Source organism: Xanthomonas sp. BRIP62418 (assembly GCF_003993495.1).
Lineage (GTDB): Bacteria > Pseudomonadota > Gammaproteobacteria > Xanthomonadales > Xanthomonadaceae > Xanthomonas > Xanthomonas euroxanthea.
This window is the reverse complement of record NZ_QEZG01000039.1, coordinates 38,806-60,312: the sequence shown is the minus strand read 5'-3', so window position 1 is coordinate 60,312 and position 21,507 is coordinate 38,806. Positions and strand designations below refer to the sequence as shown.

Genomic DNA, 21,507 nt, shown 5'->3' with positions numbered 1-21,507 from the left:
CAAAGCCCCTGTGCGCACCGCCCCCCCGGGCGTGGGCGGTGCTCGAAATCGGTGCGTTGGTCATCGCTCGGCACGCGGTTGACCTAGCCGCCGCTGCCAAGCGGTGAGGGGTCGCCTCACATGGGTGGGGCGACACACGCAAGGCCGGCGATGGACAGGCAGTGCGTGGCGATTGCAGGCACCACCCGCATCTGCCCGGCGACGCGCAGTGCTTGTCGATGCGCAAGGTGTCACGCATCCACCCGCAGGCGCGCTACGTGCGTCAGCTCAGCCCAAGCTGCTTGCGCAAACTGCCATCCACCGCACTGGCGGGCATGAACCGGCGCAATTTGCTCAGCAGCGATGCCTGGCCGGGCGGGGTGCGACGCATGCGCCACTTACCCAGTGCGGCCTCCACCACGGTGGTGGCCACGTCCTGCGGTCCCGGCGCATTGTCGATGTAGCCGGTGACCGCACGGCCAACCATGTCACGTTCGCGGTCGTACTCGGCGATGGTGCTCTGCACCACCGGCGAGTTGCTGCCCAGGCTGGTCTTGGTGTACGCCGGCTCCACCAGCGTCACCCGGATGCCGAACTGGCGCAGCTCGTGGTCCAGCGTTTCCGACAAGCCTTCCACCGCGTGCTTGGAAGCGGCATACACCCCCATGTACGGTGCCGGCAGGAAACCCAGCACCGAGCTGACATTGACGATGCGCCCCCGGCGCTTGTCACGCATGTGCGGTGCCACCGCCTGGACCGTGCGCAAAATGCCCAGCACGTTGGTATCGAACAGCACGGCAGCTTCTTCGGGGCTGGTTTCCTCCACTGCGCCGATAAGGCTGCTGCCTGCGTTGTTGACCAGCACATCGATGCGGCCGCTGCGGCCGACGATACCGTCGACGGCGCGCCGCACCGAGGCAGCGTCGCGGATATCCATCTCGACCAATTCCACATTGGCCAGCGGCGCGGCGCCGGAAAGCGCGCGCACGCTGCCGTAGACGGTGCAGCCGCGCTGGGCGAAGCGCTCTGCGGCAACGCGGCCGATGCCGGAGGACACACCGGTGATCAGCACAACGGACTGCTGTTGCATGGTAATTCCTTTATCTATGAGGGAAGAGCGGCCGGCCAGGTGCGCAGCCGTTGGCGGCGCGCGGATCGAACGCGAGGATGACAAGCGCCCTGTAGCGAAAGGCGACGGCAGCATGGCCGCCGTCGCCCATGGCACTCAGGCGTGCTGCGCAACCGCCGCGGTGCTGCTGCCGTTGCCGGTATCCGGGCGGATCTTGAACCAGATCGAATACATCGCCGGCAGGAACACCAGCGTCAGGATCGTGCCGGCCAGGGTGCCGCCGATCAGCGTGTAGGCCAGCGTGCCCCAGAACACCGAGTGCGTGAGCGGGATGAACGCCAGGATCGCCGCCAGCGCGGTCAGGATCACCGGCCGGGCGCGCTGCACGGTGGCTTCCACCAGGGCATGGAACGGGTCCAGACCCTCGGCCTCGTTGTGGTGGATCTGCCCGATCAGGATCAGCGTGTTGCGCATCAGGATGCCCGACAACGCGATCAGGCCCACTAGCGCATTGATGCCGAAGGGTTGCTGGAACAGGATCAAGGTCGGCACCACACCGATCAGGCCCAGCGGGCTGGTCAGGAACACCATCACCATCGCCGAGATCGAGCGTACCTGCAGGATGATGATCAGCAAGGTGGCCGCCAGCATGATCGGGAACAGCGGCAGCATCGCGGTGGTCGCCTTGCCGGATTCCTCGATGGAACCCGCCTCCTTGATCTGATACCCGCTGGGCAGCTTTTCGATGATCGGCTGCAATTGCTTGGTGATCACGGCCGAGACATCCGGCGGCTGCAGCTGGTCGTCGACATCGCCACCCACGGTGATCGTCGGCACCCGATCGCGGCGCCGCATGATCGGCTCTTCCATCCGTACATCCACCTTGCCCACCTGCGCCAACGGCACGCGCTGGCCATTGGCGCCGGCCAGGGTGAAGTCGGCGATGCGCGCCGGATCGAAGCGCGTGTCGCCGGCCGAACGCGCCATTACCTGCACGCTGCGGATATCTTCGCGCACCAGCGTGACCGGCACGCCACTGAGCAGGAACTGCAGTTGCTGGGCCACGGCGGTCGAGGTCAGCCCCACTGCCTGCAGGCGGTCCTGGTCCAGGGTGAAATGCAGCGTGGGGGTGCGCGTGCCCGAGTCGGTGTTGACGGTACGCAGCATCGGGCTGTCCTGCATCACCTGCCTGACCTGCGCGGCGATGCCACGCAACACCTGCGGGTCCGGCCCGCTGACCCGGTACGCCACCGGGAACTGCGAGTACGGGCCGAAGGTGAGCTGGGTGACACGCACGCGTGCTTCGGATGCGAGGCCTTCGGAAATGGCCTTGCGCAAACGCAGCTTCAATGCATCGCGCTGGTGCTGGTCATCGGTACGGATCACGATCTTGGCAAACGAGGGGTCCGGCAACTCCGGGCCCATGGCCAGGAAGAAGCGCGGCGCGCCCTGCCCGATGTAGGCGGTGACGATCTTGGCTTCGTCCTGCCTGGCGAGCCAGGCTTCGACCTTGGCAGTGGCCGCGCTGGTCTGGTTGATCGAGGTTCCGTACGGCATCTGCACTTCGACCAGGACTTCGGGGCGATCGGAGATCGGGAAGAATTGCTTCTTGACGATGCCCATGCCAACGATCGCGAGCACGAACAGCCCCACCACCGAGCCGGCCACCAGCCATTTGCGCGCGATGACGCGCCCCAGCGCAGCGCGGAAGCGGTTGTAGCGCGGCGTGTCGTACATCGCGGCGTGGCCGCCTTCGATCTTCTTCAGGTCCGGCAGCAGCTTGACGCCCAGATAAGGCGTGAACACCACCGCCACCACCCACGACACGATCAACGCAATGCCCACGATCCAGAACATGTTGCTGGTGTATTCGCCGGCGGTGGAGGCGGCAAAGCCGTTCGGCATGAAGCCGACCGCGGTCACCAGCGTGCCGGACAGCATCGGCGCGGCGGTATGGCTCCACGCATACGCCGATGCGGCGACGCGGCTGTAGCCTTCCTCCATCTTCACCACCATCATCTCGATGGCGATGATGGCATCGTCCACCAACAGGCCCAGCGCCAGGATCAACGACCCCAGCGTGATGCGGTCGAAGTTCTTGCCGGTGGCCAGCATCACCACGAACACCGCCGCCAGCGTCAACGGCACCGCCGCCGCCACCACGATCCCCACGCGCCAGCCCATGCTGACGAAGCACACCAGCATCACCACCAGCAATGCGACGAAGAACTTGGTCATGAACTCGCCGACCGATGCGTCGATGTTGACCGCCTGGTCGGTGACCTTGCTCAGGGTCATGCCCAGCGGCAGCTCGGCATTGATCGCGCTGACTTCGCTGTCCAGCGACTTGCCCAGATCCAGCCCGTTCCAGCCATCGCGCATGATGATGCCCAGCAACAACGCCGGCTCGCCGCCGCTGCGGATCATGAAGGTGGACGGATCCTCGTAGCCGCGCTTGACCGTGGCGATATCCGACAGCTTCAGGGTGCGGCCCTGCACCACCAGCGGGGTGTCGCGAATCTTCTGCAGGCTGTCGAGCGCACCATCCAGGCGAATGAACACCTGCGGCCCGCGCGTTTCCACCGAACCTGCCGCATTCAAGGCGTTCTGCGCATTGAGCGCGGCAAACACGTCCTGCGGGCTGATGCCCAACGTGGCCAGGCGCTCGTGCGAGAACTCGACAAAGATGCGCTCGGGCTGTTCGCCGATGATGTTGACCTTCTTGACGCCCGGCACATGCAACATGCGTTGGCGCAGGGTCTCGGCATCGCGCGCGAGCAGGCGTTGCGGCTCGCCCTTGGCCTTGAGGGCGAACAGCGCGAAGGTGACGTCCGCATATTCGTCGTTGACCATCGGCCCGATCACGCCGGCCGGCAGGTTGCCGACTTCGTCGCCCACCTTCTTGCGTGCCTGGTAGAACTGCTCCTGCACCTGGCTGGGTGGCGTGCTGTCCAGCAAGGTCAAGGTGGTGAACGCGAGGCCGGGGCGCGTATAGGTTTCGCTGCGGTCGTACCAGCGCAGTTCCTGCAGGCGCTTTTCGAGTTTCTCGGCCACCTGGTCCTGCATTTCCTGCGGCGTGGCACCCGGCCAGGCAGTCACGATGGTCATCACCTTGACGGTGAAGGCCGGGTCTTCGGCGCGGCCCAGCTTGAGAAATGCGACCAGGCCGGCCAACGAAATCAGGAAGATCAAAAACAGCGTGATCGAGCGCTCGCGTACCGCCAGTGCCGAGAGATTGAATCGGCCCTCGCTCACGGCTGCGCTCCTGCCGCGGACGCGGTTTTGGCGCCGGTCGCGCTGCCATTGGCAGGCGCGATCGTGTTGGCGACCCGCACCCGCTCGCCGTCGCGCAACAGGTGCGCGCCCAGCGCCACGATGCGCTCGCCACGCCCCAGCTTGCCGGCGACATTGGCATGGTCATCGTCCAGGCCCAGCACGGTCACCGGCCGCCAGCTCACCCGGGTCGGGTTGCCGGCGATGACCCACACGCCGGGCCCCTTGCCGGCATCGAATAACGCGGCCAGCGGCACCTGCAGGCCGGCCTGGGTGCCGGTGGCGGTGCCGGCAGGCACGCGGACGCTGACGGTGGTGCCCAGCGGTGCCTGCGCCAGCGCGCCGTTGAGCACGTACCGCGCCTCGAAGGTGCGGGTGAGCCGGTCTGCGCTCTCGGAAAGCTGGCGCAAGGTGGCCGGCACGCTGACCGCGGCGTTGCCGAACAAGGTGGCCTGGGCCACCGAGCCAACCTGCGGGCGCAGGGTTTCCGGCAACTGGATCACCGCCTCGCGCGGCCCGGCATGCGCCAGGCGCACCACCGGCTGCCCGGCAGCAACCACCTGGCCCGGCTCGACCAGGGTCTCCATCACCACGCCGTCGGCATCGGCCATCAGGTCGGTATAGCGATTGGCATTGCGCGCCACATCGGCCTGGGCCTGGGCGGCGCTCAGCTGCGCCCTGGCCGCATCGGCGGCCGCCTTGATCTGGTCGTAGGCCGAGGCGGAGATGGCGCCGGTGCCGCGCAGGTCGCGATAACGGGCTTCATCTTCGGCGGTCTGCAGGGCACGGGCGCGGGCAGCGGCCACCGCATCCTGCTGCGCACGCGCGGCCAGTTGCAGGTCCACCGGGTCGATGCGCATCAGCGGCTGCCCACGCTTGACGCGCTGGCCGGCATCGACCAGCCGCTCGGATACCTTGCCGGCGACGCGGAAGCCCAGGTCGCTCTGCACCCGCGCGGCGACGGTGCCGGAGAAACTGCGCGCGCCTGCGTCGGCGTACGCGACAGTGGCCACCCGGACCAGCGGCGCGGCGGTCCGCGGGTCAGCAGGCGCATTGCCTCCGCAGGCGCTCAGCGCCAGCGGCAGAACACACAGTAGGGCGAAGGGAATCGGGAGGCGCGGCAGCATGGTCGTCTCAAAGCGAGCTGTTGATGGCTCGCATCTTGAGACTTGTGACCAAATCAGTCAATAGTCACAAACGAACTAGGGCGCCAGACTGCGCAGTACCAGACTCGACAACAGCGCCGGGACCTCTTCGGCGTACTCCAGGCTGTGCTGCAGCAGCAGCGGATTGATGTATGGCCGCATCACCAGGTAGATCGCCCGGCTCGCCTCGTCCAGCGGCGTCTTTCGCTCGAAGTCACCACTCAGGCGCCCCTCCACCAGAATCTCCTGCAGCAGCGCCTGCAGCTGCGCTTCGTAGACGAGGACCGTGGGCCACCGCTCGATCGAGGCAGAGGTAGCAATCTCGTACAGCTTCGGTCCGCGTGCGTGCAGGCGCAGGCTTTCGTTGACCACCACCTTGAAAAGACTGCGTAATTTCTCCTGCGGTGTCGCTGCCTGGGCAACGGCCGCGGCCGTCTCGAGCTTGATTTCCTGCAGGCACTGGCCACAGATGACTTCGCCGATGGCCTGCTTTGAGGCGAAGAACTTGTAGATGTAGGCCTTGGAGAACCCAATCTCCTTTGCCAGATCGGACACGGCGGTCTTTTCGTAGCCATAGCGACTGAAGTGGTCGGCTGCTGCGGCCACGATCTGGTCGCGCACGTCGTGATCGACCGGGCCCCGGCCCGCAACTGGGTAACTGGATGCTTTGTTCATTTGGACAGCTTAGCGCTGTCGTCCCCGACTTACAAAAGTGACCATTTCGTATTACAGTCACTCACCGTTTCGCCACTTTGGTCTCCTCATGCCACTCCGCACCCTTGCAGCGCTTATTGCCGCCAGCCTCGCCGCAGGTTGTGCGGTCGGCCCCGATTACGCCCGCCCGGACGCGCCCGTGCCGAATCGCTACCTTGGTCAGGCCGCCGTGGCTGAACGCCAGGCCACCGTGCAGGCCGACCTGGCCACCTGGTGGACCGGCTTCAACGACCCGGACCTGAGCCGCTACGTCACCCAGGCGCTGGCGCAGAACCTGGACCTGGCCCAGGCCACCGCACGCGTCACCCAGGCCCGCGCCGGGCTGACCGCCGCCACCGCCGCGCTGCTGCCTTCGGGCAACATCAGCGGCAACGCGGCCCGCGCCTACCAGTCGCTGGAAACGCCGCTTGGCCAGGTGCTCAGCAGCACGCCCAACTTCGACCGCTATGCCAGCACCTACGAAGCCAACCTGGGCGCGAGCTGGGAACTGGATCTGTTCGGCGGCCTGCGTCGCGGGCGCCAGGCCGCCCTGGCCGACTACCAGGCCAGCGAAGCCGGTGCCGCCGCCACCCGCCTGGCGGTGGCGGCGCAGACCGCCGATATCTACATCAGCATCCGCGGCCTGCAGGCCCGGCTGGAGGTGGCCCAGCGCCAGGTCGCCACCCAGCAGGGGCTGGTGTCGATGGTGACGCTGCTGCATGGCAAGGGACTGGCGCCCGAGCTGCAACTCCACCAGGCGCAAGGCGCGCTTGCGCAGGCGCAGGCGTCGGTGCCCGGCATCGAAAGTGGCCTGGTCGCGGCGATGAACGCCCTGGACGTGATGTTGGGTGTGCCGCCCGGCACGCACCGCGCGGAACTGGCCGCCACCAAGCCGATTCCGCTTGCACCGCAGATCGCCGAGACAGGCACGCCCGGCGACCTGCTGCGCCGCCGCCCCGATCTGATCGCCGCCGAACGCAGGCTGGCAGCGTCGAACGCGCGCATCGGCGTGGCGATGAGCGAGTACTACCCCAAGTTCTCGCTCAGCGGCCTGCTCGGCAGCGCCACGGCCATCTCCGGCGGCAACCTGTTCACCGGCGATGCCGCGCAGTCGTCCGGTGTGCTGGGGCTGCGCTGGCGGCTGTTCGACTTCGGCCGCATCAATGCGCAGATCGCCCAGGCCAAGGGTCAGGAAGCCGAGCAACTGGCGGCGTATCGCCTGGCGGTCCTGCGCGCCACCGAGGACGTCGAAAATGCATTCACCGCGCTGGTCAAGCGCGAGCAGCAGGCCGCGGTGCTGTCGCAGGGAGTGGAGGCGCTCGGCAAGGCGCGTGGCGCCTCGGCCCTGGCCTATGAGAAAGGCGCGGTCAGCCTGATCGAAGTGCTGAATGCCGACGACACGCTGCTGCGCGCGTCCGATGCGCAGGTGCAGGCGCGCACGGATGCAGCGCGCAGCGCAGTGGCCACCTTCAGGGCGCTGGGCGGAGGCTGGCAATCCAGCGCCGCCGAGGCGGTGGCAGTACAGCAGTCGTCACCGCGGTGACGTGACCCAGGCAAGACCCGAGCATTGCATGCTCGGGTCTTGCCCGACCGCTGCAGGCCGCAGGGCAACGCGATGGCGCTGCACTGCAGCCTGCAGCCGTCACGGTGCAGCGCGCTCAATCGGCGTGGAAGCGGATGCCTTGATTGATCGTGCATTGATACGCCAGCACCGGCCCACGTTGCTGCAGGCCCGGCAGGTCGTACATGTAGGTGGTGAAACGCACGCTGCCATCCGGGCGCAGTTGGTAGCGCATGAACTGCTGGATCGGCTTGCCGTCGTTGGCCACGGTGAAGTGCGAACCGGAGAACGCGGCGGTGCCGTCTTCGGTGATGCGGTACGCGTCGATATGGCGGCCGCCACGGGTCTGCGTGACGGGCGTGCCTTCTTCGGGTGTGCAGCGGCCAAGGTCGGTGGTCAGGCTGACGTCGTAGCCGGATTCCAGGGCTGCGAGCACTTCAGCACGGGTATTGAGCGATTCGCTGGCCCAGGCGGGCAGCGCACAGGCGCACAGCGTGGCGAGCAAGGTGGCGGGAGCAAGACGGGGCATGGCGAACTCCAGGCGGACGGGGGAATCAAATGCCCTGGACGGTCATCGGCCCAGGGCGATCAACATGACCTAGTCCTGTCTGCACCGCTGCGCTGCGCTACGCATCACGCGGCATGATTGCGCTGTTTGGCGAAGTCCGCACGCGATTGCCGGATGCGGGCTATGCCCGTGCGCGCAGAGGCTGCTTGCAGCGTGATCGGGCGTCTTCCGCGCCGGAAAAAAATGACAGGGGAAAGACGGCACACGGCAGACGGTATGCGCATCACGCAAGTGTCCGATGCACGCGTAACGCGCTGCGCGGGGTGCCGGTCACGCCCCAGTCGCGGCCAGGTCCGCTCCTACGGCTGGCGCGTCGACCGGAATGACCGTTTTCAGAGAATGCTCTAACCACACGAGGCTGCGCGCGTACCCTCATCCGGCGCGGGCGCGTCACCTTCTCCCGATGGGAGAAGGGCTGGAACCCGCGATCGTCGAAGCTTCAACGCCCGGCCGTCCGTAAAAACGTCGGAATGAACGCACATCTCGCTACAAACGCCCATTGACCTCGCGCGGCACCTGTTCCGGCTCTGGCTGTAACGCCGGCATCGCCCCCAGCAACAGACGTTCTGCCAGGGCGCGCGTGGCCACGCGCAACTCCGGCACGGCGGTGATTTCCCAGTAACGCCCGCGCAACAGCGGGCCCACGCAATACAGCCCCGGCACGATCTGCCCGGCACCGTCGCGCACGCGCAGTTGCGCATCGGTGTCCACGCCCAGGCCCAGCGGGTCGGCACGCAGCAGCCCGGCTTCGCGCATGCCGGCGATCAGCGGGTCACTGGTGCGGTCGATATCGGTATCCAACCCTGTGGCGCGGATCACCGCATCGTAATGAGCGGTCTGCGCGTCGGCCGATCCACGCGGGCGGATCACTGCCTCCACACCATCGGGCACCCAACGCGCACGCAGCAGCCGCGCTGCAACGATCTGCAGCTGCCCCGATTCCTGCAATTGCGCCAGCTGTTCCGCCGCGCCCGGCGCAACCCGATGCCGCGCCACTTCCCAATACGGGCGCAAATGGCGCAGGAAACGCGCACGCTGCGGCAGCTCCAGCCGCTGCCACAGCGGTTGCAGATGCGGGCGCAAGGCATCCACCACACGTCGCCAGTCGTCGACCACGGCGCTCAGTTGGCGCACGCCGCGCAGCAGGCCGCGCAGGTCGGCATCCTTGAGTGCGCGCTGCAGATGCGGCGGCAACTCCAGCGCCGCGCCCGGCTGGCGCAGATGCGCCTGCGGCGCCAGGCCGCGCCGCGAAATCGCCAGCAGGCGACCGCGATGCCCGCGCGTGTGCAGGGTCAATGCCACGTCCACCATGGTCAGCCCGGTGCCGACGATCAGCACGTCGTCGTCCGGCGCCAGGCGCGCCAGGGCATCGCCCTGCCACGGCCAGCCGATATAGCGCGGATGCACGCTCAGCCGAGGGCCGATGCCGGCCAGCGCCTGCGGCTGTAATGCGCCCACCGCCAGCACCACCCGGTCGCTGTGGAAGGCGTCACCATTGGCCAGGAATACGCGGAAGCCCTGGCGTGCACGCTCCACTGCTACCGCTTCCTGCGACAGCCGCACGATCGACGCCTGCGCGCCACTGACCGCGGTATCCAGCTCGCTGCGCAGATAATCGCCATATGCAAGCCGCGGCAGGAATTCCAGCCGCCCGCTATCGCCCAGGTGCAAGGTGTCGGCGAAGGCGCCTGGCGCCTGCGCATCAATTCCCAGGTCCTTGGCGCGCACGTTGAGCAGGTGCTCCGGCCGTGCGGCGCCATAGGCGATGCCGCTGCCGAAGGTATCGGCCACGCCGACCAGGGTGATGCGCACCTGCGCATCGGCCGTCTGCGCCAGTGCACGGACCAGCGCGGTGCCGCAAAAGCCGGCACCGATGACGGTGATATGGGTTTCCATGTGCAACTCCCACTGAATGACCCGCACGTTTTGCCCGCAGCGCGATGCAAGCGTGTAAACAAATGGTTAGCAGCGAGCAACCGAAAACGCATGAGCTGATCATGCTTGGTGATGAGGCTTGCGTCGCAAGCTGCGCGCACACCGTATTGCACGCAGATGACAGCGCACGCGACCGCAGACAGGTGCTGGTGCATGGCTTCCAAGCTGGCGCGTAGCGCAGTGCTGCGCACCGCCATTAGGGTGACTGACAAAACGTAGCGAGCAATCGCTCGGGGCGTGTGGACGACGCGCTCAAAACCTGAGTGTACGCGTGGCACATGGCAATTCCGGGCGCCGGCCGCGTGCGCCTGGGGATGAGCGCAGTAGATCGCCAGCCCGCTATGCGCGCTGGCCAGCGCCTCGTTGGCAGAAGCGGTGGAAGAGTGGAACGGACAGCAGACATTGCGATGATGCATTCAACACTGCAACGGCACCGGGCACCGCGTCATGACCGGGCTGCTCGATAATATCGGTTTCCGATCGAGTGTCCGCCATGTCCATTTCCGCAGCACCCACGCAAATCTCGCCGTGCAATCAACGCGTGCTGATCGCAGGCGGCAGCCGTGGCATCGGCCTGGCCATTGCCGACGCGTTCGTGCGCAACGGCGCGCAGGTCTCGCTGTGCGCACGCAATGCCGATGGCCTGGCACAGGCCGCACAGGTGTTGGCACCACATGGCACGCCGGTCCACACCTTCGCCTGCGACCTGTCAGACGCTGCGCAGATCGAGGCTTATGTGCAGGCCGCAGCACAGGCGCTGGATGGCCTGGATGTGGTGATCAACAACGCCTCCGGTTATGGGCATGGCAACGACGATGCCAGTTGGCAGGCCGGCCTGGAGATCGACCTGATGGCCGCAGTGCGCTGCAATCGCGCCGCGCTGCCGTACCTGCGCAACAGCGCTGCGGCGGTGATCCTCAACATCAGCTCGATCAATGCGCAGCGCCCCACGCCACGCGCAATCGCCTATTCCACCGCCAAGGCGGCACTCAATTACTACACCACCACGCTGGCCGCCGACCTCGCGCGCGAGCGCATCCGCGTCAACGCGATCGCGCCCGGTTCGATCGAGTTTCCCGACGGGCTATGGGCGCGGCGTCGCGACGCAGAGCCGGACCTGTATGCACGCATCCGCGACAGCATCCCATTCGGCGGGTTCGGGCAGGTGCAGCACATCGCCGATGCGGCGTTGTTTCTCGCCTCGCCGCAGGCACGCTGGATCACCGGGCAGGTGCTGGCGGTGGATGGCGGGCAGTCGTTGGGGGTGTGAGTGGGGATGTTTGCGCTGGCGAAGATGCCGATCCGCCGCGTGGACCCGTAGGAACGTGCCTGCGCGCAACGGAGCTTTATCGGTAACGCCGCGTCGCGCGCAGGCACGCTCCTACGACACAGCTGGCAGCCCGTCCGATTTCCGCGGCACCCTCGCAGCTATGGGCGAGCCCTGGCGGTGGACGGTTTGGCAGTCGCTGGGGTGTAGGCAAGGTATTTGTAATGGCGAAAACGCCGATCCGCTACGCGCGCATTTGTAGGAGCGCGGCGCGCGATGAGGCTTTACCGGTAACGCCTCATCGCACGCCAGCGCGCTCCTACTACACGGCGGACAGCCAGTCCTATGTCCTCGGCACCCTCGCGACTATAGGCAGGTGCTGGCGGTGGATGGCGGGCAGTCATTGAGGGTGTGAGTGGGGATGTTCGCTGGCGAAGATGCCGATCCGCTGCGTGGACCCGTAGGAGCGTGCCCGCGCGCGACGGAGCTTTATCGGTAACGCCCCGTCGCGCGCCAGCGCGCTCCTACGACACGGCGGCTTCTCACCTCTATCCGACCGACTGCCTCGCGACGAGGCGATGAGACAGCGTTAGTCAGCCAGCTCCGCCGCCTCGACACTGTGCTCGCCACGCGCCGGTGCCAGCGCGGCGCCCACCATGGCGGCGGCGATGCGTTCGGCCGGGTTGAGGCGGAAGCGGCGTGGCAGCAGCGGACCGAGCGCGCCCAGCACGAGGCTGCCGATGTGTTCGCCGGTGCGCCGCTGCTCACGTTCGCCGCCGATCAGCCCCGGGCGTACGAAGGTGAGCGAGGGGAAGCCGACCGCGCGCAGGTCACGTTCCAGCTCGCCCTTGACGCGGTTGTAGAAGATGCGCGAGTGCGCATCGGCACCGGCGGCCGAATTCAGCACGAATACCGAGGTGCCCTGCGCGCAGGCCGCGCGTGCCAGCGCCATCGGATAATCATGGTCGATGCGGTAGAAGGCCTCGCGCGAGCCGGCCTGTTTCATCGTGCTGCCCAGGGCGCAGATGGCCGCTTCCATGCGCGGTGCGGTCCAGTGGTCCAGGCGATCGAAATCGATCACCTGGTTGCGCAGCTTGGGGTGGATCTGGGACAACGGCCGGCGCGTGATCGCCACCACGCCGGTACAGCGCGCATCGGCCAGGAGTTGTTGCAGGACATGTCTACCGACCAGACCGGTGGCCCCTGCCAGCAACACATCCATCAGATCACCCCCGCCATCAGCGCGCGCCCTCGGAGACGATGCGCGCGCTGCTGGCGATGCGATCGCGCTCCACTGCGAGCAAGGTCAGCGAGTGCGCCGGGGCCTTCCATTCGCTGCCGCCGGCCACCACGCGGCCGCCGTGGCGCGCGGTGTCGACCAGCACGCGCCAGTGCTCGTCATGCATCGCCGGCAGCGTGAACGACACGCTGGTGGAGGCGGCATTGATCAGCATCAGCAAGGTCACGTTGGCGGCGATCTCGCGCAGGCCGGTGGTCGGCGAGCGGCCATCCAGCCGCAGCATCAGCGCGCGCGCTTCCGGGTCGTGCCAGCTGGCTTCGTCCATCTCGTGGCCGTCCGGTGCCAGCCAGGTGAGATCCTTCAAGCCCAGCGCTTCATCGAACTTGCCGTCGAAGAAGCGGGCGCGATGCAGCAGCGGATAACGCTGGCGGATACGGATCAACCGCCGCACGAATGCAGCCTGATCGGCAGCAGCGGCCTTGGTGGCAGCAGTCCAGTCGATCCAGGTCAGTTCGTTGTCCTGGCAATACGCGTTGTTGTTGCCGTTCTGGCTATGGCCGAACTCATCGCCGGCCAGCAGCATCGGCGTGCCTTGCGAAAGCAGCAACGTGGCCAGCAGGTTGCGCATCTGCTGACGGCGCAGCTGCTTGATGGCCGGGTCGTTGGTGTCGCCCTCGACACCGTAGTTGGCCGAGATATTGTGGTCGCTGCCGTCCCTGCCCTCTTCGCCGTTGGCGAAGTTGTGCTTGCCTTCGTAGCTGACCAGATCGCGCAGGGTGAAGCCATCGTGCGCGGTGACGAAATTGACCGATGCAGTGGGGCGACGCCCGCTGTGGTTGAACAGGTCCGCCGATCCGGTCAGGCGCGTGGCCAGTTCGGCCAGCTGGCCGCCGTCGCCACGCCAGAACGCGCGCACATTGTCGCGGAACTTGTCGTTCCACTCCACCCAGCCCGGCGGGAAATTGCCCACCTGGTAACCGCCTGGACCGATATCCCAGGGCTCGGCGATCAGCTTGGTCTGGCTCAGCACCGGATCCTGGCGCACCGCATCGAGAAAGCTGCCCGATGGATCGAAGCCGTAGCGCTCGCGCCCGAGGATGGTGGCAAGGTCGAAGCGGAAGCCATCGACATGCATTTCCTGCACCCAGTAACGCAGCGAGTCCATCACCATGCGCAGCGCGCCGACATTGGTCAGGTCGAAGGTGTTCCCGGTGCCGGTGTCGTTGATGTAGAAGCGGCGATCGTCGGCCAGGCGGTAGTAGCTGGCGTTGTCGATGCCCTTGAACGACAGCGTCGGCCCCAGCTCGTTGCCTTCGGCGGTGTGGTTGTAGACCACGTCCAGCAGCACTTCCAGCCCGGCGTGATGCAGCCGCGCCACCATCTGCTTGAACTCGGCCACGGTGCGCGTGGACATGTAGCGCGCCTGTGGGGCAAAGAACCCCAGGGTGTTGTAGCCCCAGTAGTTGCGCAGGCCTTTTTCCAGCAGGTATTGATCGTCGACGAAGGCGTGCACGGGCAGCAGTTCCACTGCGGTGACGCCGAGTGAGCTGATGTGGTCGATCAGCTCGTCGGTCTTCAGGGCCGAGAAGGTGCCGCGATTTTCCGGCGGCACCGACGGGTGCAGCATGCTCAGCCCACGCACGTGCGCCTCGTAGATCACCGTGCGGTTCCACGGCGTCTGCGGCGGGCGGTCCTGGCCCCAGGTGAAGGCCGGGTCGATCACCGCGGACTTGGGCATGAACGCGGCACTGTCGCGGCGATCGAAGCTCAGATCCTTGTCGCGGTGGCCAATGGTGTAGCCGAAAAGGTGCGGCGCCCATTTGAGCTCGCCGACGATCTGCTTGGCATACGGGTCCAGCAGCAGCTTGTTGTGGTTGAAGCGATGTCCGGCATCGGGCGCATAGGGTCCATGCACGCGATAGCCGTACAGCTGGCCGGGGCGTGCGTCGGGCAGATAGCCGTGCCAGACCTCGTCGGTATATTCGGGCAGCGCCAGGCGCTCCTGCTCGCGGCCACGCTCGTCAAACAGGCACAGCTCCACCCGGGTGGCGTTGCGCGAATACAGCGCGAAATTGACCCCCAGGCCATCCCAGGTGGCGCCGAGCGGGTTGGGACGGCCTTCGCGGATGCGCGAGCGCTGAGTGAACTTGCGGGTGGCCATCGGTAACTCCTGAGAACGGTGAACTCAAAACGCTGAGCGAATGCGGCTGCCTGCGTGCGTGTGCACGCTCACCCTGACATGGCGCAGCCTGCAGGGTGAACCATGCAGGGTGACAGAGTGACCGTTACTGGCGTGCACTCGCCGGCGGGCCGGCCTGCTCGGCGGCGCGCTCTTCGGCATCCACCAGGCGCTCGGCCATGGCCCAGTGCCGATCTGCGTGGCCGTCCGGGCGGCCTTCGGCCTCCCAGATCTCCTGTGCCAACTGGCGAAGCCGCGCCTGCCGTTCCGTGTCGTTCATTGCGTACGTTCTCTTAGGGGGTCAACAACACTGCCACTGGCGCACGTGCAAACAGCGTGGATATCGTCACGCGGCCGCCTTGCGGCTGCACCGTGCTGCCATCGAGCACATTACGGTAACTGGCCTGCGGCAATGCCAACGCCGCCTGACCCCAGCTGGCCAGCGGCACCAGCAGCGGCAGATCGCCATCGCCCACGTTGCCGGCACCCAGCCGCGTGACTGCCACCACCAGCGACTGCCCGCGGTACTGGCGGCGGAACGCCAGCACCTGCGCATCGCCGCTGCCGGTCACGGTCAGGGGCTGGTAGTCGCCCTTGGCGAACAGCGCCGGATGTTCGGCCCGCAACTGCAGCAGCAGTGCGGTCAGACGTGCCTTGACCGCACCATCGCGCCAGCTGCGCAGCAGCGTGTTCCAGTCGCGTGCCTGCGCCAGCCACTGCTGGCGCTGCGCGTAGTCGACCGGGCGGCGGTTGTCCGGGTCCACCAGCGACAGATCCCAGCTTTCGGTGCCCTGGTACAGGTCGGGCACGCCCGGCACGGTCAGGCGCAACGTGGTCTGCACCAGCGCGTTGCGCGCACCGGCCGCGGCGATGTGGTTGCTGGCGCGCAGCAGCGCCCGCCGCAGCGGCAACCCGGCGCGGCTGCACAGCACCTGCTCCACGGTGGCCTGCACGGCCTGTTCGTAGGCCGGCGAGCCGTCGGTCCAGCTGGTGTGCAGCTTGGCCTCGCGCACGGCCTTGAGCAGCCACTGCGCAATGCGCTCGGCGTACTCGGCCAGCGGCTCGGTCTGGTCGGCACCCAGGCCGATCGGCCAGGCGGCCACCAGGGTCTGCCAGAGCATCTGCTGGTCGCCGCCGGCCAGTGCCGGTGCCTCCAGCGTCTCGGCCAAGGCATCGAACCGGGTGCTCTGCTCGATCCACCAACGCGGTTGCTCGGACAGCACCGCCAGCCGCATGCGCAGGTCTTCGCCGCGCTTGTGGTCGTGCGTGGCGGTGGCCAGCAACGCGCGCGGGAAGTGCTTGGCGCGTTCGAGATTCTGCGCGTGGAACTCGGCCGCCTCGTTGGCGAAGTGGGTCGGATGGCTGCCGACCTCGTTGCGCGACAGCAGCACGCCATGCCGGTAGAACGCGGTGTCTTCCACCGACTTGGCATTGAGCGGTGCGGACAACTGCTCCACGCGACGACGCAGGATGCGCCGCAGGGCGACCTGCGCGCGGTCGGCGCCGGCATCGTCGAGCAGCCAGCGTTCGATCGCATCGACGGCCGCAACGATGGACTCCGGCATGCCCTCGCGCGCACGCGCGGCGGTGGCGCGCAGGCGCTCGGCTTCGCTGCCGGTCACGCCCTTGGCACCGGCATAGGTGCGGTACACCGGGAACCAGCGCAGCAACACGCACAGGCCGCGCGCCAGCATCTGCGGGCTGAACTCGCGCGTGGGCGGGTCCAGCCGCGCCAATGCCGACAACGCACCGACGGCGCGATTGAATTCGGTCTGCAGCGGGCCACGCAGGATCTCGTCGCGGGCGGCGCGTTCTTCCTGTGCGAAGTCGCCACTGCGCCCGCTCACCTTCTGCCAGGCACGCGCCAGCGGCTTGAAGCCGCCCGCGTCATGCAGCACGCCGCCGACCTGGTCCATGAAGTCGTAGCCGGTGGTGCCATCGCAGGGCCAGTCGGCCGGCAGGTGCTCGCCGGGCGCCAGGATCTTTTCCAGATACAGGCCCAGCGTGCCGGGCTTGAGGCCACGGGTGCGGCCAGCCGCATCCAGCCGGCTGCGCAGCTTGCGCACATAGCCGGTGGGATCGGTCAGCCCGTCCACATGGTCGATGCGCAGGCCGTCCAGATGGCCCTCGGCCACCAGCCGCAGCGGCAGCGCATGCACCGCGTCGAACACCGCCGGCAGCTCCACCCGCAATGCCACCAGCGAGGTGATGTCGAAGAAGCGACGGTAGTTGAGCATGTCGTTGCCCACGCGCCACCAGTTCAGGCGGTACGGCTGGCGTTCGATCAGCTTGTGCAGACGGCCATCGCCGCGCTTGGCGCCATCGTTGTAGTCGCGCAGCCATTGCGCACGCGCGGCCTTTTCCGGCACCTCCAGCGTCTGCGGACGGATCGGGTACCGCTGGTCGTAGTGCGCCAGTGCCGCGCTGCCGTCGTCCTCGACCACCAGGGTGATCAGGCCTTCGGCAAGTGCGGTGGCATACGGGCGATCCAGCACTGCCAGCCACAACTTGCCGTCGCGCCCCGGCGCGCGCCAGTCGATGTCGAACCAGTCGGCATGCTTGGCACTGCGGCCGTTGCGCAGCACATCCCACCACCACGCGTTGTCCGCATGCGTGGCCATGTGGTTGGGCACGATGTCGGCGATCAGGCCCATGCCGTGCTCGCGCGCGGCCTGCGACAGGGCGATGAGCGCGTCTTCGCCGCCGAGCTCGGGATTGACCACGGTCGGGTCTATATTGTCGTAGCCGTGCGTGGAGCCGGGCACTGCGGTGCCGATCGGCGACAGGTACAGATGGCTGATGCCCAGCCCGGCGTAGTACGGCACCTGGGCGAGCGCATCGTGCAGGGTGAAGCCGACATGCAGCTGCAGGCGGGCGGTGGCGCGAAGCTCGATCATGGATGCGGTTCCGAAACGGCCGCGACGCGACGCGCCTCGGCAAAGCCCTGCAGCGCCGTACTCAGGCGCGCATGCGGCAAGGGATCGGGGAGGCGTCGACGCCAGTTGGGATGGACCTCGACGGTACCCGGCAGATTGGGTTGTTCTTCCAGCGCCAGCGCATCTTCCACCGGCAGCAGGGCCAGTGGCGACACGCTGGTGGCGGTGAAGCGCAGCGCGCCCAGCAGCGGGTCGTCCGTAGCGCTGAGCCCCGTGTGTTCGACCGCCGCGTCCAGGCGTGCCACATCCTGGATGCGGGCCGCGGCATCGTCCTTGGCCTGCGCGGGCTGGATCAGGTCCAGCCTGCGCCGCCAGTCGATATCACGGCCTTCGCGCCAGCCGGTCAGCGTCGGCAGATCGTGCGTGGTGGTGGTGGCCAATGCGTCCGGCCGCCACAACGCCGGCGAGACGAAGGCGCCGTCGTCGTCGCGGGTGAACATCAACACATCGATGCCCATCACTCCGCGCCGCGACAGTTCCTCGCGGATGCCGGGCGGCACCACGCCGAGGTCTTCGCCGATCACGATCGCCCGGTGCCGCCACGATTCCAGCGCGAGCAGATTGAGCAGGTCGTGCAGCGGATAGGCCAGATACGCGCCTTCATTGGAGCTGGCCCCTTCGGGCACCACCCACAGCCGCATCAAGCCCAGAATATGGTCGATACGGATGCCGCCGCGGTCGCGCAGCACCGCGCGCAGCAGCGCGATGTATGGCGCATAGCCGCTGCGCCGCAACGCGGTGGGCGAATATGCGCCGATGCCCCAGTGCTGACCGTCGGCATTGAAGGCGTCCGGCGGCGCGCCCAGCACCAGGCCACGCAGCACGGTGTCGGCGGCCGCCGCGGCTTCGGCGCCATTGGGATCGAAGCCGACCGCCAGATCGGCGATCAACCCGATCTTCATGCCGCGCTCGTGTGCCTCGCGTTGCGCATCGGACCAGCTGCGCGCCGCCAGCCATTGCGTGAACACGTGCAGTTGCGGATCGCCATCGCCGAAATCCTGCGCGGCAAACCGCGCAAAGCCTTCCAGCGCCGCGCCGCCCTCGCTGCGGAAGGCGAGCAGATCGGGGTGATCGGCGGGCACGCGGGTGTACAGATGACGCAGCAACTGCCACTTGGCCTGCGCGGAGGCCGGCCAGTCGATCAGGGCGCTGTGGTGCAGCGTATCGAAGCGCTCGCGCAGTCCAGGCACCTCGTTGATCGCCTCCAGCGCGCGCTCGCCCAGCACGCGCACCGGCGCGGCATGCAGCGGATCCAGGAAGCGCCGGTCGCTGGGCGAATACGGGCTGTAGCCGCCGGTGACCGGGCGCGCGGCATGCACCGGGCTCAGCGCCAGCGCATCGGCACCGGCCAGTGCGGCATGCCGCACCCATTCCACCGTGCCCGCAGCATCGCCAATGCCGGCATCGTCGATGCTGCGCGCCGAATACACCTGCAACGCCATGCCCCAGGCACGCGGTGCCGGCAGGCCACAGGCATCGGCCACGCTGAAACAGCGTTGCGGGGCAACCGCGACCTGCTGGGTCAGGTTGCCGATCTGCAGCGTCCAGTAACCGAAACGCTGCGGCGCACGCACCTGGCCCTGCGCATCGGCACGCGCCGGCTCGCTGGCGCCGCTGTCGTCCACCCAACGGCCGCTGGCGTTGGCGGCAACCGACACCGGCAGCAACCCGGCCACCTGCACGGTCAGCAGCGGCGCCGGCTCGGTGGCTTGCGCCTTGCAGCGACGCAGGCTGTCTTCGCGTTGCGTGGCGGTGCCGGCAGGCAGTTCCAGCGCGGTGAGCACCGCATGCAGCGATGGCTCGGCCACCTGCCGCGGCTGGTCGCTGGCATCCACCCAGTCCACCATCACCCCGGCCGCACCGGCCAGCGCATGCAGATCGCTCCTGCTCAGATCGCGGGTACTCATGCGCGCGCCTCGTGCCAGGCGATGAAGCCATCGACCGGCAACTGCTGCGCGTCGGCGGCGACGTTTTCGGCATGCGCCACGCGTCCGCGCAGCGGCGGCATCGGCACCGCCGCGGCGCCCACGTTGAAGGCGACATGCCACAGCCCGTCGGGCAATTCCCAGCTGGCGATCACTGCACCGTCGGCCAGCACCTCGGCGCGCACCGCGCGCGCCTGTGCCAGCCCCGGGACCAGCCACTGGCGGCGTACGCCCAGCAGCGCGGTGAACCAGGCTGTCCACTGCACGCCGTCGCCGCGCGCGGCGTCTTCGATCGGCGCGCGCGAGGAGGCAAAGGTGTCGTGGCTGTTCGGATCGGGAATGGTGGCGCGCTGCGCTTCGTCGGCGAATGCGGCGAAATGCGCGAATTCGCGACGGCGCCCTTCGCGCACTGCATCGTCCAGCGGCGGGCCGAAGTCGGTGAAGAACAGGAACGGCTGCGTGGCGCCCCACGGCTCGCCCATGAAGAACAGCGGAATCATCGGCGTCAGCGTGGTCAGCGCTAGCGCAGCGCGCAGGCGTTGCGGCGAGACCAGCACGCTCAGCCGCTCGCCGCGCGCCCGGTTGCCGATCTGGTCGTGGTTCTGCGCGAAAACCACGAACTTGTGCGGCGGCAGCGCCCCGCTCGGCTCGCCGCGCACATGCCCGCGCGGGTCCGGCTCGCCCTGGTAGGCGAAGCCTTCGCCAAGCACGCGCGCCAGGTGCTCGGTGGGCTTGTCGGCGAAGGCGGCGTAATAGCCTTCGGCTTCGCCGGTCAGCAGCACATGCAGGGCGTTGTGGAAATCGTCGTCCCATTGCGCGGTGTAGCCGCGTTGCAGCTGCGAGGCCTGGTTGGCCTCGTTTTCCAGCACCAGGTGCACGTGGCGGCCGGCCGGCAGGCTGGCCTGCACGGTCTGCCGCAGGGTATCCAGGAACGCGTTCGGCGTGATCGCATGCACCGCGTCCAGGCGCAGGCCGTCAAAGCCGTATTCGTGCAGCCACATCAGCGCATTGTCGAGAAAGTAACGCTGCACCTGCGGCTTGCGGAAATCGATCGCCGCGCCCCACGGAGTGGGCTTGTCCTCGTTGAAGAACGGGGCGGCATAGCTGTGCAGATAATTGCCGTCCGGGCCGAAGTGGTTGTAGACCACATCCAGCAACACCATCAGGCCGTGTCCGTGCGCGGCGTCGATCAGCGCCTTCAATTGGTCCGGCGTGCCATAGGCTTCCACCGGCGCGTACGGCAGCACGCCGTCGTAGCCCCAGTTGTGCGCGCCCGGGAATGCGCTCAGCGGCATCAGCTCGATCGCGGTGATGCCCATCGCCGCCAGCTGCGGCAATTGCGCCTGCACGCCGGCATAGCCGCCGCAGGTGCCGACATGCAGTTCGTAGATCACCGCCTCGTCCCACGGCCGTCCCTGCCACTGGGTGTTCTGCCAGGCGTAGCCATCGGTTGGCTGCACGGCGCTGGGGCCATGCACGCCCTCGGGCTGCCAGCGCGAGGCCGGATCCGGCACCGGTTCGCCACCATCGACGCTGTAGCGATAGCGCGCATCCGCCGCGCAGTCCATCGCCGCACTGAAGAAGCCATCCTGCGCGGCCTGCAACGCGACGCGGGCGCCGTCGTCGAAGACCACCTCCACGCTCCTGGCATCCGGTGCCCAGAGCGCGAAGCGCACCTGTCCCTCACCCGCTGGCCATGCGCCCCATGCCGGCGTGGTGTCATTGCGCTCGTTCATT

General features: G+C 67.7%; 14 protein-coding genes and 1 other RNA gene. 2 read left to right on the top strand and 13 right to left on the bottom strand.

Going from position 1 to position 21,507, the window contains the following annotated elements:
• Positions 1–262 precede the first annotated feature (262 nt).
• The 4 genes from EO174_RS12485 to EO174_RS12470 form a co-directional block, all read right to left on the bottom strand.
• Complete coding sequence (locus tag EO174_RS12485) at positions 263–1,069, bottom strand: oxidoreductase (protein WP_119130347.1); 807 nt, start codon at positions 1,067–1,069, stop codon at positions 263–265.
• 135 nt (positions 1,070–1,204) lie between these two features.
• On the bottom strand, positions 1,205–4,303 hold the full coding sequence (locus EO174_RS12480) for an efflux RND transporter permease subunit (protein WP_126944694.1): 3,099 nt from the start codon (positions 4,301–4,303) through the stop codon (positions 1,205–1,207).
• Positions 4,300–5,448, bottom strand: a complete 1,149-nt coding sequence (locus EO174_RS12475; RefSeq protein ID WP_126944691.1) for an efflux RND transporter periplasmic adaptor subunit — start codon at positions 5,446–5,448, stop codon at positions 4,300–4,302. Before EO174_RS12475 ends, EO174_RS12480 begins: the two co-directional genes overlap by 4 nt.
• A gap of 75 nt (positions 5,449–5,523) precedes the next feature.
• Positions 5,524–6,141: a TetR/AcrR family transcriptional regulator gene (locus EO174_RS12470; RefSeq protein ID WP_126944688.1), complete on the bottom strand. Its 618-nt coding sequence runs from the start codon at positions 6,139–6,141 to the stop codon at positions 5,524–5,526.
• Between the two features lie 88 nt (positions 6,142–6,229).
• Between EO174_RS12470 and EO174_RS12465 the strand changes: the two genes are divergently transcribed.
• The gene (locus tag EO174_RS12465) at positions 6,230–7,702 is read left to right on the top strand and encodes a TolC family protein (protein ID WP_126944685.1); all 1,473 of its coding nucleotides are present in this window, start codon (positions 6,230–6,232) and stop codon (positions 7,700–7,702) included.
• A 115-nt stretch (positions 7,703–7,817) separates the two neighbouring features.
• Here the strand turns inward: EO174_RS12465 and EO174_RS12460 are convergent, their stop codons facing one another.
• The 3 genes from EO174_RS12460 to EO174_RS12450 form a co-directional block, all read right to left on the bottom strand.
• Positions 7,818–8,249: a VirK family protein gene (locus EO174_RS12460; protein WP_104534466.1), complete on the bottom strand. Its 432-nt coding sequence runs from the start codon at positions 8,247–8,249 to the stop codon at positions 7,818–7,820.
• Positions 8,250–8,774: 525 nt separating this feature from the next.
• On the bottom strand, positions 8,775–10,184 hold the full coding sequence (locus tag EO174_RS12455) for an FAD/NAD(P)-binding protein (RefSeq protein ID WP_164739273.1): 1,410 nt from the start codon (positions 10,182–10,184) through the stop codon (positions 8,775–8,777).
• 242 nt (positions 10,185–10,426) lie between these two features.
• A non-coding RNA gene (locus EO174_RS12450) (sX9 sRNA) lies at positions 10,427–10,503 on the bottom strand.
• A gap of 213 nt (positions 10,504–10,716) precedes the next feature.
• Here EO174_RS12450 and EO174_RS12445 point away from each other — a divergent pair.
• Positions 10,717–11,493 carry an SDR family NAD(P)-dependent oxidoreductase gene (locus tag EO174_RS12445; protein WP_126944682.1) on the top strand — a complete coding sequence of 259 codons (777 nt, stop codon included), beginning with the start codon at positions 10,717–10,719 and terminating at the stop codon, positions 11,491–11,493.
• A 586-nt stretch (positions 11,494–12,079) separates the two neighbouring features.
• Here EO174_RS12445 and EO174_RS12440 read toward each other — a convergent pair.
• From EO174_RS12440 to treZ, 6 genes are all read right to left on the bottom strand, one after another.
• Complete coding sequence (locus EO174_RS12440; protein WP_115675759.1) at positions 12,080–12,712, bottom strand: NAD(P)H-binding protein; 633 nt, start codon at positions 12,710–12,712, stop codon at positions 12,080–12,082.
• 16 nt (positions 12,713–12,728) lie between these two features.
• On the bottom strand, positions 12,729–14,891 hold the full coding sequence (gene glgX / locus EO174_RS12435; protein WP_115675758.1) for a glycogen debranching protein GlgX: 2,163 nt from the start codon (positions 14,889–14,891) through the stop codon (positions 12,729–12,731).
• Positions 14,892–15,015: 124 nt separating this feature from the next.
• Positions 15,016–15,189, bottom strand: coding sequence for a DUF2934 domain-containing protein (locus EO174_RS12430; RefSeq protein ID WP_104649120.1), 174 nt, complete (start codon positions 15,187–15,189; stop codon positions 15,016–15,018).
• Positions 15,190–15,202: 13 nt separating this feature from the next.
• A complete protein-coding gene (gene treY / locus EO174_RS12425; protein ID WP_126944679.1) occupies positions 15,203–17,806 on the bottom strand; it encodes a malto-oligosyltrehalose synthase in 2,604 nt (867 codons plus the stop codon).
• On the bottom strand, positions 17,803–19,752 hold the full coding sequence (locus EO174_RS12420) for a 4-alpha-glucanotransferase (RefSeq protein WP_164740181.1): 1,950 nt from the start codon (positions 19,750–19,752) through the stop codon (positions 17,803–17,805). The genes treY and EO174_RS12420 overlap by 4 nt, the downstream gene beginning before the upstream one ends.
• Positions 19,749–21,506: a malto-oligosyltrehalose trehalohydrolase gene (treZ, locus tag EO174_RS12415; protein WP_126944676.1), complete on the bottom strand. Its 1,758-nt coding sequence runs from the start codon at positions 21,504–21,506 to the stop codon at positions 19,749–19,751. Before treZ ends, EO174_RS12420 begins: the two co-directional genes overlap by 4 nt.
• Position 21,507: the final 1 nt, after the last annotated feature.

Excerpts from the sequence above, each read along its gene's own strand:
- EO174_RS12485 (WP_119130347.1), bottom strand. The coding sequence starts at position 1,069 with ATGCAACAGCAGTCCGTTGTGCTGATCACCGGTGTGTCCTCCGGCATC.
- EO174_RS12475 (WP_126944691.1), bottom strand. The coding sequence starts at position 5,448 with ATGCTGCCGCGCCTCCCGATTCCCTTCGCCCTACTGTGTGTTCTGCCG.
- EO174_RS12470 (WP_126944688.1), bottom strand. The coding sequence starts at position 6,141 with ATGAACAAAGCATCCAGTTACCCAGTTGCGGGCCGGGGCCCGGTCGAT.
- EO174_RS12465 (WP_126944685.1), top strand. The coding sequence starts at position 6,230 with ATGCCACTCCGCACCCTTGCAGCGCTTATTGCCGCCAGCCTCGCCGCA.
- EO174_RS12460 (WP_104534466.1), bottom strand. The coding sequence starts at position 8,249 with ATGCCCCGTCTTGCTCCCGCCACCTTGCTCGCCACGCTGTGCGCCTGT.
- EO174_RS12455 (WP_164739273.1), bottom strand. The coding sequence starts at position 10,184 with ATGGAAACCCATATCACCGTCATCGGTGCCGGCTTTTGCGGCACCGCG.
- EO174_RS12445 (WP_126944682.1), top strand. The coding sequence starts at position 10,717 with ATGTCCATTTCCGCAGCACCCACGCAAATCTCGCCGTGCAATCAACGC.
- EO174_RS12440 (WP_115675759.1), bottom strand. The coding sequence starts at position 12,712 with ATGGATGTGTTGCTGGCAGGGGCCACCGGTCTGGTCGGTAGACATGTC.
- glgX (WP_115675758.1), bottom strand. The coding sequence starts at position 14,891 with ATGGCCACCCGCAAGTTCACTCAGCGCTCGCGCATCCGCGAAGGCCGT.
- EO174_RS12430 (WP_104649120.1), bottom strand. The coding sequence starts at position 15,189 with ATGAACGACACGGAACGGCAGGCGCGGCTTCGCCAGTTGGCACAGGAG.
- treY (WP_126944679.1), bottom strand. The coding sequence starts at position 17,806 with ATGATCGAGCTTCGCGCCACCGCCCGCCTGCAGCTGCATGTCGGCTTC.
- EO174_RS12420 (WP_164740181.1), bottom strand. The coding sequence starts at position 19,752 with ATGAGTACCCGCGATCTGAGCAGGAGCGATCTGCATGCGCTGGCCGGT.
- treZ (WP_126944676.1), bottom strand. The coding sequence starts at position 21,506 with ATGAACGAGCGCAATGACACCACGCCGGCATGGGGCGCATGGCCAGCG.